At 41.7% G+C, this 15,307-nt stretch carries 17 protein-coding genes and 1 other annotated feature; of the genes, 13 read left to right on the forward strand and 4 right to left on the reverse strand.

Annotated elements, in window-relative coordinates; all coding sequences use genetic code 11:
• Positions 1–27 precede the first annotated feature (27 nt).
• Positions 28–441, forward strand: coding sequence for a 3-aminobutyryl-CoA ammonia lyase (kal, locus tag ACZ5Q0_RS11285; protein ID WP_447182545.1), 414 nt, complete (start codon positions 28–30; stop codon positions 439–441).
• Positions 442–599: 158 nt separating this feature from the next.
• Positions 600–1,850 (forward strand): sigma 54-interacting transcriptional regulator, encoded by a 1,251-nt coding sequence (locus ACZ5Q0_RS11290; protein WP_447182546.1) that lies wholly within the window; start codon positions 600–602, stop codon positions 1,848–1,850.
• Between the two features lie 79 nt (positions 1,851–1,929).
• On the opposite strand, the gene ACZ5Q0_RS11295 is transcribed toward ACZ5Q0_RS11290, so the two are convergent.
• The gene (locus tag ACZ5Q0_RS11295) at positions 1,930–2,802 is read right to left on the reverse strand and encodes an IS3 family transposase (protein WP_464827124.1); all 873 of its coding nucleotides are present in this window, start codon (positions 2,800–2,802) and stop codon (positions 1,930–1,932) included.
• Between the two features lie 47 nt (positions 2,803–2,849).
• Positions 2,850–3,167: a transposase gene (locus ACZ5Q0_RS11300; protein ID WP_447182485.1), complete on the reverse strand. Its 318-nt coding sequence runs from the start codon at positions 3,165–3,167 to the stop codon at positions 2,850–2,852.
• Positions 3,168–3,239: 72 nt separating this feature from the next.
• Between ACZ5Q0_RS11300 and ACZ5Q0_RS11305 the strand changes: the two genes are divergently transcribed.
• Entirely contained in the window at positions 3,240–3,878 is a 639-nt protein-coding gene (locus tag ACZ5Q0_RS11305; RefSeq protein WP_447182547.1) for an AAA-type ATPase lid domain-containing protein, read from the forward strand.
• A gap of 5 nt (positions 3,879–3,883) precedes the next feature.
• Positions 3,884–5,605: a cache domain-containing protein gene (locus ACZ5Q0_RS11310; RefSeq protein WP_446820683.1), complete on the forward strand. Its 1,722-nt coding sequence runs from the start codon at positions 3,884–3,886 to the stop codon at positions 5,603–5,605.
• Positions 5,606–5,707: 102 nt separating this feature from the next.
• Here the strand turns inward: ACZ5Q0_RS11310 and trpS are convergent, their stop codons facing one another.
• On the reverse strand, positions 5,708–6,703 hold the full coding sequence (trpS, locus tag ACZ5Q0_RS11315; RefSeq protein ID WP_446820681.1) for a tryptophan--tRNA ligase: 996 nt from the start codon (positions 6,701–6,703) through the stop codon (positions 5,708–5,710).
• 293 nt (positions 6,704–6,996) lie between these two features.
• Positions 6,997–7,221: a binding site (T-box leader), on the reverse strand.
• A 143-nt stretch (positions 7,222–7,364) separates the two neighbouring features.
• On the opposite strand from trpS, the gene ACZ5Q0_RS11320 reads away from it, so the two are divergent.
• Positions 7,365–7,787 (forward strand): MarR family winged helix-turn-helix transcriptional regulator, encoded by a 423-nt coding sequence (locus ACZ5Q0_RS11320; protein WP_446820680.1) that lies wholly within the window; start codon positions 7,365–7,367, stop codon positions 7,785–7,787.
• 298 nt (positions 7,788–8,085) lie between these two features.
• A complete protein-coding gene (speD, locus tag ACZ5Q0_RS11325; RefSeq protein WP_447182548.1) occupies positions 8,086–8,466 on the forward strand; it encodes an adenosylmethionine decarboxylase in 381 nt (126 codons plus the stop codon).
• Between the two features lie 104 nt (positions 8,467–8,570).
• On the opposite strand, the gene ACZ5Q0_RS11330 is transcribed toward speD, so the two are convergent.
• Entirely contained in the window at positions 8,571–8,804 is a 234-nt protein-coding gene (locus ACZ5Q0_RS11330) for a hypothetical protein (RefSeq protein WP_447182549.1), read from the reverse strand.
• 431 nt (positions 8,805–9,235) lie between these two features.
• Between ACZ5Q0_RS11330 and ACZ5Q0_RS11335 the strand changes: the two genes are divergently transcribed.
• The 7 genes from ACZ5Q0_RS11335 to tatA all read left to right on the forward strand — a co-directional run bounded on the left by ACZ5Q0_RS11335 (position 9,236) and on the right by tatA (position 15,303).
• Positions 9,236–9,991, forward strand: coding sequence for a hypothetical protein (locus ACZ5Q0_RS11335; protein WP_447182550.1), 756 nt, complete (start codon positions 9,236–9,238; stop codon positions 9,989–9,991).
• An 85-nt stretch (positions 9,992–10,076) separates the two neighbouring features.
• The gene (locus ACZ5Q0_RS11340) at positions 10,077–11,525 is read left to right on the forward strand and encodes a menaquinone biosynthesis decarboxylase (protein ID WP_446820675.1); all 1,449 of its coding nucleotides are present in this window, start codon (positions 10,077–10,079) and stop codon (positions 11,523–11,525) included.
• On the forward strand, positions 11,512–12,363 hold the full coding sequence (locus ACZ5Q0_RS11345; RefSeq protein ID WP_446820674.1) for a UbiA-like polyprenyltransferase: 852 nt from the start codon (positions 11,512–11,514) through the stop codon (positions 12,361–12,363). The genes ACZ5Q0_RS11340 and ACZ5Q0_RS11345 overlap by 14 nt, the downstream gene beginning before the upstream one ends.
• Positions 12,364–12,620: 257 nt before the next feature.
• Positions 12,621–13,175, forward strand: coding sequence for a UbiX family flavin prenyltransferase (locus ACZ5Q0_RS11350; RefSeq protein WP_464827308.1), 555 nt, complete (start codon positions 12,621–12,623; stop codon positions 13,173–13,175).
• 59 nt (positions 13,176–13,234) lie between these two features.
• The gene (locus ACZ5Q0_RS11355) at positions 13,235–14,203 is read left to right on the forward strand and encodes a polyprenyl synthetase family protein (protein WP_446820673.1); all 969 of its coding nucleotides are present in this window, start codon (positions 13,235–13,237) and stop codon (positions 14,201–14,203) included.
• Positions 14,204–14,215: 12 nt separating this feature from the next.
• Positions 14,216–14,989 (forward strand): twin-arginine translocase subunit TatC, encoded by a 774-nt coding sequence (gene tatC / locus ACZ5Q0_RS11360; RefSeq protein WP_446820672.1) that lies wholly within the window; start codon positions 14,216–14,218, stop codon positions 14,987–14,989.
• Positions 14,990–15,120: 131 nt separating this feature from the next.
• Entirely contained in the window at positions 15,121–15,303 is a 183-nt protein-coding gene (tatA, locus tag ACZ5Q0_RS11365) for a twin-arginine translocase TatA/TatE family subunit (protein WP_446820671.1), read from the forward strand.
• Positions 15,304–15,307: the final 4 nt, after the last annotated feature.

Below are 15,307 nucleotides of genomic sequence, written 5' to 3' on the forward strand. Positions count from 1 at the left end.
AAAAATATTAAAGGGAGGTAATTACTAATGAAGAAAGCTATGATCAGACTAAGAATGGGTGAAGGAGATGCTCATTATGGCGGCGGATTAGTTAACGGTGCTCGCATGCTGGACCTATTTGGTGACGTAGCTACTGAGCTTCTCATTATGTGTGATGGTGATGAAGGATTATTCCTCAAATATGACAATGCTGAATTTTTAGCTCCTGTATATGCCGGTGATTATATCGAAGCAACTGGCTGGTTCACAGAGATAGGCAATACCTCCAGAAAGATGGAATTTGTGGCTAAGAAAGTTATTCGCCCGCTGAAAGGTGCCGAGGCTGCTTCTGCCTGTGAAATACTGGATGAACCCATTATAGTAGCTAAAGGCTCTGGAATTTGCGTAGTTCCTAAAAAAGTACAAAGAGGACCCCAGGTTCCCCGAGAAGAACTTTTATAATCTGTTAACTTCGTTTTATTCGCGATTCTCAATTTATGCGGGCCACTTTGTTCTGGCCCGTATTTTTTTATTTTAATAATGAAGGATATTTGTTTATAGTTGTCGAAATTTTAACAAGAAAGAGTTTGCCGCAGTATTATTATGGGGAAGGTTGATCTATGACCAGCAGCAAAACTGGTGTCAAGAAAAAGAAATCCCCAGCCACCGCGAGCTTTAATGATAGTGATCAAACTACTGCTTGTAATCGACAATGTAGCAATGATTATATTCTACAAAAACATCCGGATCTTAGTTACCTGATCGATAGCCTGGATGAGATCCTACAGCTCGATATTGTGGTCAGAGGTGATTTAATAGTAACGGATGACGTGGGAATTGTGGTTTTTGTCCGGTCTAACAATTTTCTTTCCCAGAGTGTGCTTAATCCAGGGGTAACATTATCCTCAGATAGTATTGGTAAAAATGCGGTTGGACATGTTATTGAAACCCATGTAGCTTCAGTGGTAACTGCTGAAGAACATGAATGGGAACCATTAAAAAAATTGAATACACTGGCTGTACCGGTTATGAAGCAAGACCGGTTAATTGGTTGTGTAGGTTTTGCAACCAGTTATGATAGCCCATCATCAGTTATTACAGTAGCCCGGACCACCATCGAGACAGCTATATTGGCTAGTTCCAAAATGGTGGAGGCACGTCGTACTATTGAAGAATTATATATACTGCGCGAATTTTACCAGAACCTGGATAATAGTATAGGCGTGATGATGTTGGATCGTAATTACCGTATACTGCAGACTAACCGGGAAGCTGAATTTATACTGGGATTGGATCGGTCTGATCTTTGCGGAAGATTTCTACCTGATATGATTATGGGTGAATGCGAGTTATTTACCGAATCCACCAATGAACAAGAGGTAGAGTTCCGCACAAATTATGGGCGAGTCAAGGCCAGGGTTAAGATACAGCCAATATTACACACGGATAGTACTCATTTGGGATGGAGGTTAAACCTGGAAGATACAGATCAGGAAAACTTGTGCCCAACAGCTCCCCGACTATGTGAATTTAATCACATAGTCGGCCGTAATGCGAAATTTATGCGCCTTATAAAACTGGCCCGGTCTATAGCCCGCAGCCCGTCAAATGTTTTAGTTACCGGGGAGAGCGGAACTGGAAAAGAACTGTTTGCCCAAGCGGTTCATTGTGCCAGTAGCTATTCTAAAGGACCATTTGTAGCCATAAATTGCGCTGCTATACCTAGTGAATTAATTGAAACCGAATTGTTTGGTTATGCAGAAGGTGCCTTTACCGGTGCTAAAAAACAAGGTTATCAAGGTAAGTTTGTTCAGGCTGATGGGGGAACTTTGTTTCTGGATGAAATCGGGGATATCGGACTGACCCCCTAATATTGTACAAAAACTCTTAATGTCTGGCTGATACTTAGAATTTGAAAATTTATATAAACTGGCTTTGCCAGGATCATTATTATACCCTTACAGACTGGATTTTTAAGGATTTCTGCTGTAACAGGTGGTACGCTTCATTTGGAGTATGATATTTCAAACTGGAATGAATCCGCACTGCGTTGTAGTCTTTTATGAATTGGCTTACCGTATCGTAAGCTTCGGCATAACTTTGGAATTCATGCTTGCTCAGACATTCTCCTTCTAGGATGGCATTGAAAGATTCAATGTGAGCATTTTTATTGGGTGTACGACAAGGAATACGCTCATGTTCAACGCCGAATTTAATACAGCTTTCATCAAAATGATGACTGATAAACTGTGGCCCATTGTCACTTCGGATGACTAAATCATCGGTTCCATATACCTGACGTTTAAACATGGCTGCCTGTACAGTACGTGCAGCATCCTGAGCATTACAGTTTAGGCCGATGTGGTAATCCACAATAACCCGATCAAACACGTCTATGATAGGCAGAATATAAAAGAAACGGTTTTCTCCAGTAATATAGCCGTATTTGAGATCGATTTCCCACAGACGATTTGAAGAAGTAATTTCATGGTTCCGTGCCAGTCGTCTGGGATGCTTTGCTTTAAGTTTACGCTGCGGTTTCAATATATCCAGTTCTTTACACAAACGATATACTTTCTTTTTATTGATGATAAGCTGGTATTTCCGTCTGAGCGCCCAGGTTAATTTGTGGTAACCATAGTATTCTCCTTCAGCGAAGATGAGTTCACAAAGCCATTCTTTAACCTGTTCATTGCTTACAAATCTGCCATCGTTAGTGCAGGTACTTGCAGTTGTCGGGTGGCCGCCTCTGTGATTAAGTGCAGAAACTGGATGCTTCAAATGGTAATAGTATGTTGAGCGGCTAAGCCCGACCAATCGCAATACAAGGGTTTTATGATATCCTCTTGATATCCATTTGCTGGATATATCTACTTTATCTTGAATTGTGGGTTCGTTTTTTTTACAAGATCCTTAAGAATGGCTATTTCAAGGTCTTTTTCGCCCAGCAACTTTTTAAGTTTCTCGTTTTCAGATTCCAATGCTTTAGCGCTTTGATTATATGGTCCGATTCTAACAGGGATTGGTCCTATTCCAATACTATTGTGATTCTTATGTTCTCTAACCCAACGACTGACCATGTTGGCAGATAAATCATTCTTCCGGGCCACAATAGCGGCATTGCCAACTTCCAGAGATTCTTTAACAATCTGATCTTTAAATTCTTGTGAGTACCTTTTACGTTGCATATTGCCCCCTCCTGTTTTAAAAGGTACCAGATTAAGATACTTTGTCCAAGTCGGTTAGGGGGCTAAAGAGATATGCCTTTAGAGCTGCAAAGCAAGTTATTACGAGTGCTCCAGGAACGGGTTGTAGTTCCGGTGGGAGGAACTAAGGCTATACCGGTAGATATCCGGATAATATCAGCTACTAATCAAAACCTAGAAGGTATGATCAGGGAAAAACGTTTCCGGGCTGATTTGTTTTACCGGCTAAATGTAATTAGCTTAAAAATACCTCCACTAAGGGAAAGGAAGGATGATATTCCCCTTCTGGTTGAACACTTTCTCAATATACATGCTAAACGATTAGGTAAGGAGAATTGTTCCATAACTGAAGAAGCCCTGGAAGTATTGCAAGGCTATAACTGGCCCGGAAATGTCCGGGAATTAGAGAATGTGGTTGAAATGACGGTAAATATCGCCGACCAGGTGATTGATGTAAAGCATTTACCTGATCGCATTACTAATTGTAAATCTTCTCCTGAGGTTAAGGATGGGGGGGAAGAGGTATTACCGCTGGATGAGATAGAAAAGAGAGAGATACTAAAAGCTCTCAAAGCCTATGAAGGAAATATATCTCAGGCAGCCGAAGCATTAAATATTGGTCGAACTACGCTTTATCGCAAAATTAAAAAATACAATCTGGTTCTGCTAGTCGAAGTAGGGGAGGGAATGTAAAGCCCATGAAAAATAGTCTGCAGCAACGCCTGTTAGTTTATGTATTAAGTATCACCACCTTTTTCCTAATTGCTATTAGCATCTTAAATTACTGGTGGGCGTATAATCTGGTGGTTGATATGAGCGAGAAGCGTGCTGCCGCTATGGCGGACGCAGCTGCTGCCAGGATCCAAACTTATCTGAAACAGAAGGGACAGTATGCCTGGACATTGGCGCAAAATGAACAAATTCATGCTTTTGTCAGGAATGTAAGCACGTCCAATGTGGATCTTTCCCATGATAAAACCTATTACCAGATGCTGACCTCTTTCCAGCGGATTGTCGATGAAAGTCCGGATGTTAAGTTTGTCTATGTCGGGGTGGAGAAAACCCGACGCTTGTATGGCAATATAGAGTTTACTTATCCGGAAGATTATCAGGTAAGTAACCGACCCTGGTATGAACTGGCCAAGGCTAAAGGTGGGATGATATACACTACTCCCTATGTATGTCCCCTGACGGGCAATTTTGTGGTGACTACCTCGGTTCCCTTTTATGATAGTCAGGGTCAAATTATGGGGGTAGCTGCCGTCGATGTACTAGTCGATAAAATCCAGGAATTCGTCAGTGATGTTCATATCTTTGGTAATGACTATGCCTTTGTATTAGACGGTAATGGTGAGGTAATTGCTAATCCTAATGAAGACAAAAAATATTTTCAGTCTTTGCAGGAACTGAAAAAGGATCATAAAGGTACTGACAAGGTATTAGCCCGCATGGTGGATGGTGAGCAGGGATTAGAAAAGATCAGTCTCGGGGGTGAAGAAAAATATATTTTCTTTACTCCTATTGAAGATATTGGCTGGTCAGTAGGTTTTGTTATTCCAGTTAATGAAATAACCAATCCTATCTATATGCTGGCTAGGATATCCTTTACAACTGTAGTTATTGGTATCATAGTCACCTGTATTGTTATGGTTTTCCTTACTTCCCGGATAACCCGTCCCCTCAATAGTTTTAGCCGGCTTATGAAAAAAGTAGGGGAGGGTGATTACACTCTACGTGCGCAGGTAGAAGGTGATGATGAACTGGGACGCCTGGGGGATAGCTTGAATAACATGTTGGATAACCAGCAGACCTTGATCGAACAGGTTATCAATACCGCCTATAAAATGGGGGTAGCTGGACAGGAACTGGCTATAACTATTGGTGAAGCCCGTATAACTTTACCTATGGTCACAGTAAACTTAGGCGATATTCTGGCAGATCCGCTTCTAGCTGATCCTGCGGGTAAATCTATGGTGAGTAATGAGGCCGATTTAATGAGTGATTTAATGGAAAAAATTATCCTCATTACCCATAACCACCGCACTATAGGTAATGAAATTACTAATATCAGTGAAGCCCTGCACTTAAGGGGGCAGATAAGTGATGAGGAATTAGTCAAAGAAATAGGTATGGTGATCGATCAGGTTGATATCCAGTGCCAGGATGTTCAGCATCTAGTTGAAAATCTGCAGCTGGATGTGGCTGATCTTAATACATTTATTGAAACCTTGAGCAAGAATGCCGAAGATATGAAAAACACCTTGCAGATGGTAAGCAAAAATATTAGTGCCCTGGCCTCCCTGCAGTCTGATTCGGTGGATCGAGCCACACAAACTTCCAAGGAACTGGTGGAATGGTCACACAGCCTGCTGCAGATTACTTCACTGTTTCGGATTAATCGTGATGATAAAGCTGATTAGTCGTTAAAGGTCGGGATTACCCTGTCTGGTTGTAAAAGCATAGTGGGAAGATAAAAAAGCGGAGTTCTAAAAGAACTCCGCTTAAATAATTCTGCTAAATGTTTATGCAAAATAATTGATATTCATGGCTTCCCGGACATCAGCCATAGTTTCCCTGGCTACCTGGTGAGCCCGGTTAGTACCTTCTTTTAATATATCCATAACCAAGCTGCGATCAGAATATTTCTGGCGACGTTCTCGCATAGGCTCTAATAAAAGGTTAAGTTTACTGGCCAGGTTTTTCTTACAGGCTACACATCCTATTTTCCCCTGGCGGCATTCATTTTCTATTTGTTCTACTTCTCCAGGATTAAAAACCTTTTGGTATTCAAAAATAGTGCACACTTCAGGGTGACCAGGATCTGTTTTACGTATGCGGGCCGGGTCAGTGACGGCGTTCTGCACTTTTTGCTCTACTTCCAGGGGACTGTCCATAAGAAAAATTGCATTATTAAGGCTTTTGCTCATTTTAGCTTTACCATCTAATCCTATCAGCCGGGGGATATCGCCTATTAATACCTGGGGTTCAACCAAAACAGGTTTATAAAGATCATTAAAACGGCGGACGATTTTGCGTGCCAGTTCAATATGGGGAATCTGATCCTCACCAACGGGTACCAGGTCAGCCTTAAATATGGCAATATCAGCCGTCTGACTTACCGGATAACCTAAAAACCCATAAGTTATATCTTTAAAACCATGCTGAGCAGCCTCACTTTTTATGGTAGGGTTATGCCTTAAAACATTTACTGATGTATACATGGAGAAATACATGGTCAGTTCGTGAATTTCTGGAATCCGGCTCTGAATAAAAATGGTTGATTTTTCCGGATTAATGCCGGCAGCCAGGTAGTCGGTCGCGATTTGAAAAACATCCCGGGTCAGATTCTCATCTTTTTCCCAATGGGTGGTTAAGGCTTGTACATCAGCAATTATAATGTAGCTTTCGTAGTCATCCTGGAGTTTTACCCGGTTGGCCAGACTGCCTACATAATGTCCCAGATGAAGCGCCCCGGTAGGCCGGTCTCCGGTAAGAATTCTTTTTCTGCTTTTAGGCATTTTAACGTCCTCCTTATTGGTTTAATTTAAAGCCCGGTTTTTACTGGATAAATCATTATGGCTTTAGTGAAAATGAGTTAAATATTCTGATCTGAGCCGTAGAAAAACTAACTTGTCTTACTTCAGGGATTAACCTGATTTTCATCTGTTTCGATAGTGTCTATTCCCTTGAATTGCTGGCGGGGTTTTTATACCAGGTGTTTTCATGTAATCTATACCTATTTATATATGGTTAATCAGGAAGGGAATCCTTAGACCAGGCCCATTGTTAAAATAAAAAAACCTCCTAATCCCGAAGGGACGAAGGTTCCGTGGTGCCACCCTGTTTGAATAAGCAGGTTTTGCCTATTCCACTCAACCCTTTAACGGAGGGTTCCGGCGCGGCTTACTTATGTAATAATACCTATTCAGCCTGCTACTCCAAAGTCCATTCACATGGTAGCCAGTCCCGTATCTCAGCCTTGACGGGTCTCTGTAACTGAGCTAATCATGCTACTCTTCTTTTTCATGGTATTTGACTATTCAATGTTTTTAAAATACCATTATATGCGGATATAATCAAGCATAAACATTATTTAAACAACATAAAGTATGTTTGCAAATTATCATCTTCTATAATAATATAACTAGAGGACAACCATTAGATAAAGGAGCATTAGAGATGAGTGATCTAAATCATTACCTGTGTTTTTGTATGCGGGCTGCTATGAAAAGGATAGATCGGCATATGAGCGGAAGATTGGAGGAATTGGGGATTAGTATTCCCCAGTCTTTTATTTTGTGTTCCTTATTAGAAGAAAACGGGATCACCCTAAAGGAAATAGGTAGCCGCACTCTGATTGATAGTTCGTCTATGACGGTACTGGTGGATAAGCTGGAAAAAGATGCTTTAGTTGAGCGCCAGCTGGATCCGGAGGATAGGCGAGCAATCCGGGTTGTGATTACGGAACGTGGCCGAGCAGTAGCGGCTCAGGTGGTCGAAATAGCAGATGATTTTAATGCCCGGCTTTATGATTTACTGGGGGAAGGTAATCAAAAAGAGTTTGTACATGGTATTGATAATATAATTAAAGGTCTAGAATAAGTTTTTTAAATAGCATGCTCTTAAAATAGACGTGCTATTTTTTTAACTGAAAAACCGAATAGCTTTATACATTTTCAAAAAGGTAGCATATTGTATGATTAATAAGCATAAGATAGAAATCAGTACTTATTTTTAGCAATAAGTTAATTAACATGGTAGGCTGCCTTATTTTTGATTTTAAACAAAAAAATCAATTGACATGCGGCAGAAATATGCTAAAATTCTACATGTATTGTGACCAGTATTTAAAGGAGGTTTGGGAAACCAGCCGAAACAATTGAAGGGAGGCGACATTATATTGCAGTCTTTAGGGCGACATGTCTTGGCTGAAATTTATGGATGCCGTTTTGAGGTGTTGAATGATATCAAAAAAGTAGAGGATATCATGATCAATGCCGCTTTGGAGGCTGGCGCCGAGGTGCGCGAGTTCGTCTTTCATAAGTTTAGCCCACAGGGGGTTAGTGGTGTAGTGGTAATTTCCGAGTCCCACCTGGCGATCCATACCTGGCCTGAATTGGGTTATGCTGCAGTAGATGTTTTTACCTGCGGTGAAAAGGTCAATCCTTGGGATGCCTGCAATTATTTGGCTGAAATGTTTGGTGCCGAATGCGTAAATGCTACTGAGGTAAAGCGGGGAATGGTAAACGATCAACAGGAACGTCTGGTGGCCAATATTTAGGAGGGATACTATTTTAGTAGACCGAAGACGGTTATCCAGTCATAGTAACTAGCGGCCTTACTTGTACGAAGTGACAGGTAAGGCTCTAGTTCTTTAAAGGAGCTTTATTTTACGATCTTTATATTTTCAATGCCATGAAGCTCTACTAGATGCTCCTTAATATGGTAAATAGTCTGTTCGTCGCAGTATAATGATATAATGTAGCGATCCTTATGGGTGTTGCCTAAACTTTCAGTGGTCATTATATCAGCTTTCATATTATAGCCACGATTGTATAAATCCGTTAAAGCGGAAGCTGCCTGTTGCTTTGTCATGGCTAAACCAATTAACTGTGACATAGTTTATAGCCTCCTTTTGGTTTTATTTTGCCTGGATTTATAAATAATATTAAAAATATCTCCTGAAAGCAGCTGGATAATTAATTAAGGTCAGCAAAAATCAGGGATCTAATCCCGGCCCTGGCTAATTTTTCAACCAAGGGATTTAGAATTACTGCCTATAATGATTAAATATTAACGGACGGCAAACTGTTTTAATGATACAGTTACCCGCATGAGGTATAATTATACCGGCTCTAAAAAAGCCTATCATAAGAATGGATAGGAGCAAATTACACGGCATGACTACCGGTCGGTTCTCATGAAGTGTTTTTATAATCGGAATTAACTACAGGAAAAATTTTTGTAAAGCAGGAAAGGGTCTAATTCTGTAGAATGTTAGTAGAGACGCTGCTTGGGTAGAGAGAGATTCAGCGAGGAGGACAAGTCAGATGATTTTTTGTTTTACCAGGGAACTGCAACCTGAACTCGCCGAAGTTGATCAGGTGTTTAAAGAGGGACTGTTACCCTGGTGGTCGGATGTGCACCATTATGTGGATAGGCTGGAAAGTAACCCTACGTGGCACAACTTTCCTGCTATAGTGCTTAGCATGTACAAATATATGGGGCTGGAGCATAAATGCTGTATAAATATGACCAACATATTTAAGACCCTCTATTTTGCCAATAGTATTCATGCAACCATTAGTGATGAGGAAGAGGGACAAAAGTATGATCAGGAACTACAGTTTTCTATTCTAATAGGTGATTATATCTTTGGCCATATATTGAAAATTCTGGTTGATGTTGGGGCAGACAAGCTGTTGCAACATTTTTCCGCCTTGATTTGTGAATTGAATGAGGGCTTGATTATGAAACACAAAATGGGGGCCGATTACCGTAAGGTTATGGAGACAACCAGGGCACCCTTATATGCTTATGCATTTCTTACTGCTGCCGAGCTGAAAGGAACTGTATATGATGAAAAATTAAAGCTGTTTAAGCACATGGGACACCAGATGGGGATGCTGGTAGAGCTGATTCAAGACCATGAGCGCATAAATTTAGCTGGAGAATATATTCACAATGCTATAGATGAGCTGGGTTGTTTAGAAAATCTAAGCGATAATTCCGATACCATTTTGGAAAAGGTGGTGGTTGAACTCCATAATTTTTTCTGCAGTGAACACCGGGTAGCGGTGATGTAGTCGCTTTATGGTGGCTTACCTTTTCCTGGAAAAGGCAGAGTGTAAGCCATTTTTACTGTTTTAATTTCCATATGGAGGATGAAATATGTCATATCGGGATTTGAGGGATTTTATTTATACCCTGGAAAGGGAAGGAGAGCTGGTACGGATCCAGACTGAAGTAGATCCGGAATTGGAGATAACCGAAATAACTGATCGAGTAAGTAAAGCCATGGGGCCAGCCCTGTTATTCGAGAATGTCCGTGGATCGGATATGCCTGTCCTTATTAATGCCTATGGCAGCCCCAAAAGGATGGCAATGAGCCTTTTGGTGGATAACCTGGATGATATTGCCCAGGAGATTATTGGATTTCTGGAAATAGCTGACCAGGTGCCCCAGTCCATGTTGGATAAGGTTAAAATTTTGCCGCGTTTAGCTCAGATATCCTCTTACCTGCCGCGCCTGGTAAAACAGGGAAGCTGTCAGGATGTGGTAGATCTAAAGCCCTCACTGGCTAAGTTACCGGTATTAAAATGCTGGCCAGAAGATGCCGGGCGTTTTATAACTTTACCTCAAGTATATACCCGTGATCCGGAAACAGGTAAAAGGAACGTGGGTATGTACCGTATGCAGGTATTTGATGAGACATCCACTGGTATGCATTGGCATACTCATCATGATGGGGCCGAAAATTATCGTAAGAATTGTGAAAAGGGTAATCCTACTCCCGTGGCTGTAGCCCTGGGAGGGGATCCGGCCATAACTTATGCAGCCACTGCTCCGTTGCCTAAGGATATTGATGAGCTAATCTTTGCCGGATTCCTGCGCAAAAAGCCGGTGGAAATGGTGAAATGTAAAACTGTTGATCTGGAAGTACCAGCTGATGCAGAAATAGTCTTAGAAGGTTTCGTAGACCCGGTTGAACGCCGGATAGAGGGGCCTTTTGGTGACCATACCGGATATTATTCCCTGGCGGATGAATACCCGGTTTTTCATATAACTTGTATAACTCATCGCCGTGATGCAATTTATCCGGCTACGGTAGTAGGTAAACCCCCCCAGGAAGATTGTTATATGGCCCTGGCCACCGAACGTATCTTTTTACCTTTACTGAAAATGCAGTTGCCGGAAGTAGTAGATATGCATCTGCCCATGGAAGGTGTTTTTCATAATTGTGTTATGATTTCCATAAAAAAAAGCTTCCCTGGTCACGCCCGTAAAATTATGAGTTCTTTATGGGGTATGGGGCAGATGATGTTTGCCAAGTTTATTGTGGTAGTTGATGAGGATGTGGATGTACAAAATACTTCTGAAGTTATGTGGAAGGTATTCAATAATGTGGATCCACGTAGAGATACTATGATTGTGGATGGTCCGCTGGATGTACTAGATCATTCAGCACCGTCGCCACTGGTCGGTTCAAAAATGGGAATTGATGCTACCCGGAAATGGCCAGGTGAAGGACATCCCCGTGAGTGGCCTAAGGATATTAAAATGAGTCAGGAAATTATAAGCTTGGTGGATAAAAAGTGGAGTGAGTATGGGATTGAGTAAGGTCAAGCACTATTTAGATATGGTAGATTTTGGGCATACTCTATTTGGCCTCCCGTTTGCCTATCTGGGTGCTTTCCTGGCCCGGGATGGGATCCCCTCTGCTTACCAGCTGATTTGGATCACGGTAGCAATGATCAGTGCCCGCACGGCTGCCTTAAGCCTTAACCGACTAATAGATCTACCTTTTGATAAAGCCAATCCTCGCACCTCAGAATGGGTGCTTCCTTCAGGACGGCTAGCCCCAACCAAGGTATGGGTGGGAGTCTTTATTCTACTGGTAATTTTGTTTTATTCGGCTGCACAACTTAATCAGTTGTGCTTAAAATTAGCTCCCCTGGCAGTAATCGTATTGTGGGGTTACTCCTATACTAAACGTTTTACCTGGTGGTGCCATTTAATTTTGGGTTTAGCTATAGGGATAGGAACGGTGGGGTCCTGGATTGCTATCACCGGAACCTTTGACTGGCAGCCTTTTGTGTTAGGTATGGCAGTGGCCTGCTGGATTGCCGGCTTTGATACCATGTATGCCTGCCAGGATATTGAATTCGACCGGAAACAGGGACTTTATTCTATTCCGGCCCGGTTTGGAGAAAAGGGCGCACTTATCTTCTCGGCTGTTTTTCACGCTTTTACGGTAGTATTTTTAGTTGCCAGTGGTTTGATTTTAAATATGGGAATCTGGTATTTTACTGGGGTAGCTATAGCAACGGCCGTATTAGTTTATGAACACATTATTGTTAGGCCGGGGGATCTCTCCCGGGTAAATTTTGCCTCTTTTAAAATTAATCGTTACGTAGGCCTTATTATCTTCATTATGTCTTTGGTGGATATTTTATGATAACAAACGGATAATCTAATAGTGCTGTGGTATATATGCAAAAAGTTTGTTGCTTTAAGAACTACTATGTGCACGTACATGCAGCCCTCTGAGGCCGCTGCAATTTTTAAAAGATGGTTGGGCGAATTTCTGTGCCCTCTATTGGCCAGGAGTTATGTAGCGCTTTACCCATGTATGAAAACTTATTTAGTTTAGTAAAATCAATAATTATATTTTGGTAGAAAGGGGGAAGGGACCTGGCCAGGTATATCATAGCGATAACAGGAGCTAGTGGGGTAGTATATGGAGTCAGGCTAGTAGAAGAACTGCTGACTAGGGAGTATGAGATACATTTAGTTCTTAGCGAAGCTGCCCGGGTGGTTTTGCACCAGGAAATGGACTGGGAAGTCAACCAAGAGCTGCCCCTATCAGGTAAAAATTTGCGGATTTATGAAAATTCAAATATAGCCGCTCCTATAGCTAGCGGATCCTTCTTAGTCGATGGTATGGTAGTTATCCCCTGTAGTATGGCCAGTGTTTCGGCTCTAGCTCAGGGAGCGGCCGACAATTTACTGGAGCGGGCTGCCGATGTAATGTTAAAAGAAAGGCGTCCATTAATTATAGTACCGCGGGAAACCCCTTTAAATACCATACACCTGCGTAATTTACTGACGCTGTCGGAAATAGGGGTTCATATTATACCGGCTATGCCCGGGTTTTACAGCCACCCCCAGACCATTGATGATATCGTTAATTTCATTGTCGGGAAAGTGCTGGATGCTATGGAAATTAATCATAACCTATTTAAACGTTATAATGGACTATTTGGCTAGAATTTACATGCAATAGGATTTATAATTAAACTTGATTGTAATTGGATAAGGGGTAATTTATGTCTCAGTTTGATTTTTTCGATCCAATAGCGGATGAACTTCAAAAGGTAGAATCCCAATTATCAGAAAACGTGGACAGCGAACTTACTTTGCTTAATGATGCGGCTGTTCATCTTATTCATGCTGGCGGTAAACGTCTTAGACCTGCGTTTGCCCTGCTGGCAGCCCGGTTTTACCGTAAAGACTTATCCGATATCATACCCATGGCAGTAGCTTTAGAATTAATCCACCTGGCTACATTGGTCCATGATGATGTTATCGATAATTCTAGTACCCGCCGGGGAGCACAAACGGTAAAGGCAGCCTGGGGAAACCGGGTATCTATTTATGCAGGTAATTATATTTTTGCCCGGGCCCTGGCCCTGGTGGCTTCTTACCAGCGCAGTGATGTTGTAGATGTACTAGCCCAGGCCAGCATGAAGATATGCGAAGGCGAGATATTCCAAATGCTCAGTTGCTACAATGTTCATCTGGGTCTTAAAAACTACTTGCGGCGCATTGAGCGAAAAACTGCTCTGTTAATATCAGTGAGCTGTGAGCTAGGAGCTATGCTATCTAATGCTCCTGTAAAAGAGATCAGAGCCCTTAAAAAATATGGCTATTATCTAGGAATGGCTTTTCAGATTACTGATGATATTCTTGATTTTGTAGCTGATGAACATACCCTGGGTAAACCTACCGGAAGTGATATCCGTCAGGGGGTTATAACCCTTCCGGCCCTTTATGCCCTTTGGCATGATCCCCGGCGGGAAGAATTGGCGCGCTTATTAGCATCACCTCAGGCTTGTGCCAGCCAGGCAGAACATATTATAAATTTAGTTATTGAATCAGATGGTATTGATTATGCTTATTATGCCTCCCAGCATTTTGCCCGGCAGGCCCAAAGGCAGTTGGAAGTACTGCCAGATGTAATCGCCAGAGAGGAATTAGCCAAGATTACTGACTTTGTCTTAGATCGAGATTATTAGGGAGGGCAAAGGATGGCCTTTAGAGATTTATCCCCAGAGGAAAAGCAGACTATCATAGAGCATTTAGAAGAGTTGCGTAAATCGCTAATTATCAGTGTAGTTGCCATAGTGATAGCAGCTTTTATCTCTTTTTATTATAATGAACAACTCTTAACCATCATCATATCACCCCTGCGAGCTTTAAATGAGAATCTAGTGGTTACCGGTGTTACGGAAGCTTTTTTTGTCAAATTAAAGCTATCGTTCCTGGCCGGGTTTATATTTGCATTTCCTATAGTAGTATGGGCGTTTTGGCGTTTCTTTAAGCCGGCTCTTTACCCCAAAGAGCGTCGCTATGTTTATATACTTTTCCCCGTCAGTGTTCTTCTTTTTGCTGCGGGTGTATTGTTTTCCTATTTTGGAGTACTACGCCTGGTGCTTAATTTTTTCATTTTTATAGCGGGTAGCAATTTGGAAACAATGTTTAAAGTAGACCAGTATGTATCCTTTGTGATGGCCTTTACTATTCCTTTTGGACTGGTGTTTGAACTGCCGGTTATAGTGTATTTTCTGACTAAGATCGGCATTATCAAATATACCATGCTGGCTCGTAATCGCAAATATGCCCTGTTGGTAATAGTTATTTTGGCAGCAGCCTTAACCCCAGGACCAGATCCAGTCTCCCAGATATTTATGGCCACCCCGATGTATATACTGTATGAAATAAGTATATGGGTAGCCAAGTTTTCTAAACCGGGACGAAAGCATGGTAAGGATCAGGAAACATCGGCAGATTCGGTAGAATAAAGCTATAGCAAAGATAGCCGGGAAGGTTTTCTTTACAAAAGACAGCCTTTTTGTCATAATATCAAGTATCAGGAGCAACTATGACAGGTGGGGACAAATTTCGATAAACAGGTGCCGAAGGAGGGAATCTGATGTTCGGACTTATTGGAAATTTCGGACCATGGGAACTGGCTTTAATTCTGTTAATTGTGCTCATTATAGTAGGCCCGGGAAAACTACCTCAAGTGGGTCAATCCATGGGAAAAGCTATACAAAACTTCAGAAAGGCCAAAGAGGAAGAATTCGAAGAATTGGATGAAAAGAAAGAAGATTAAGACG

The organism is Syntrophomonas erecta subsp. sporosyntropha, from assembly GCF_055395365.1.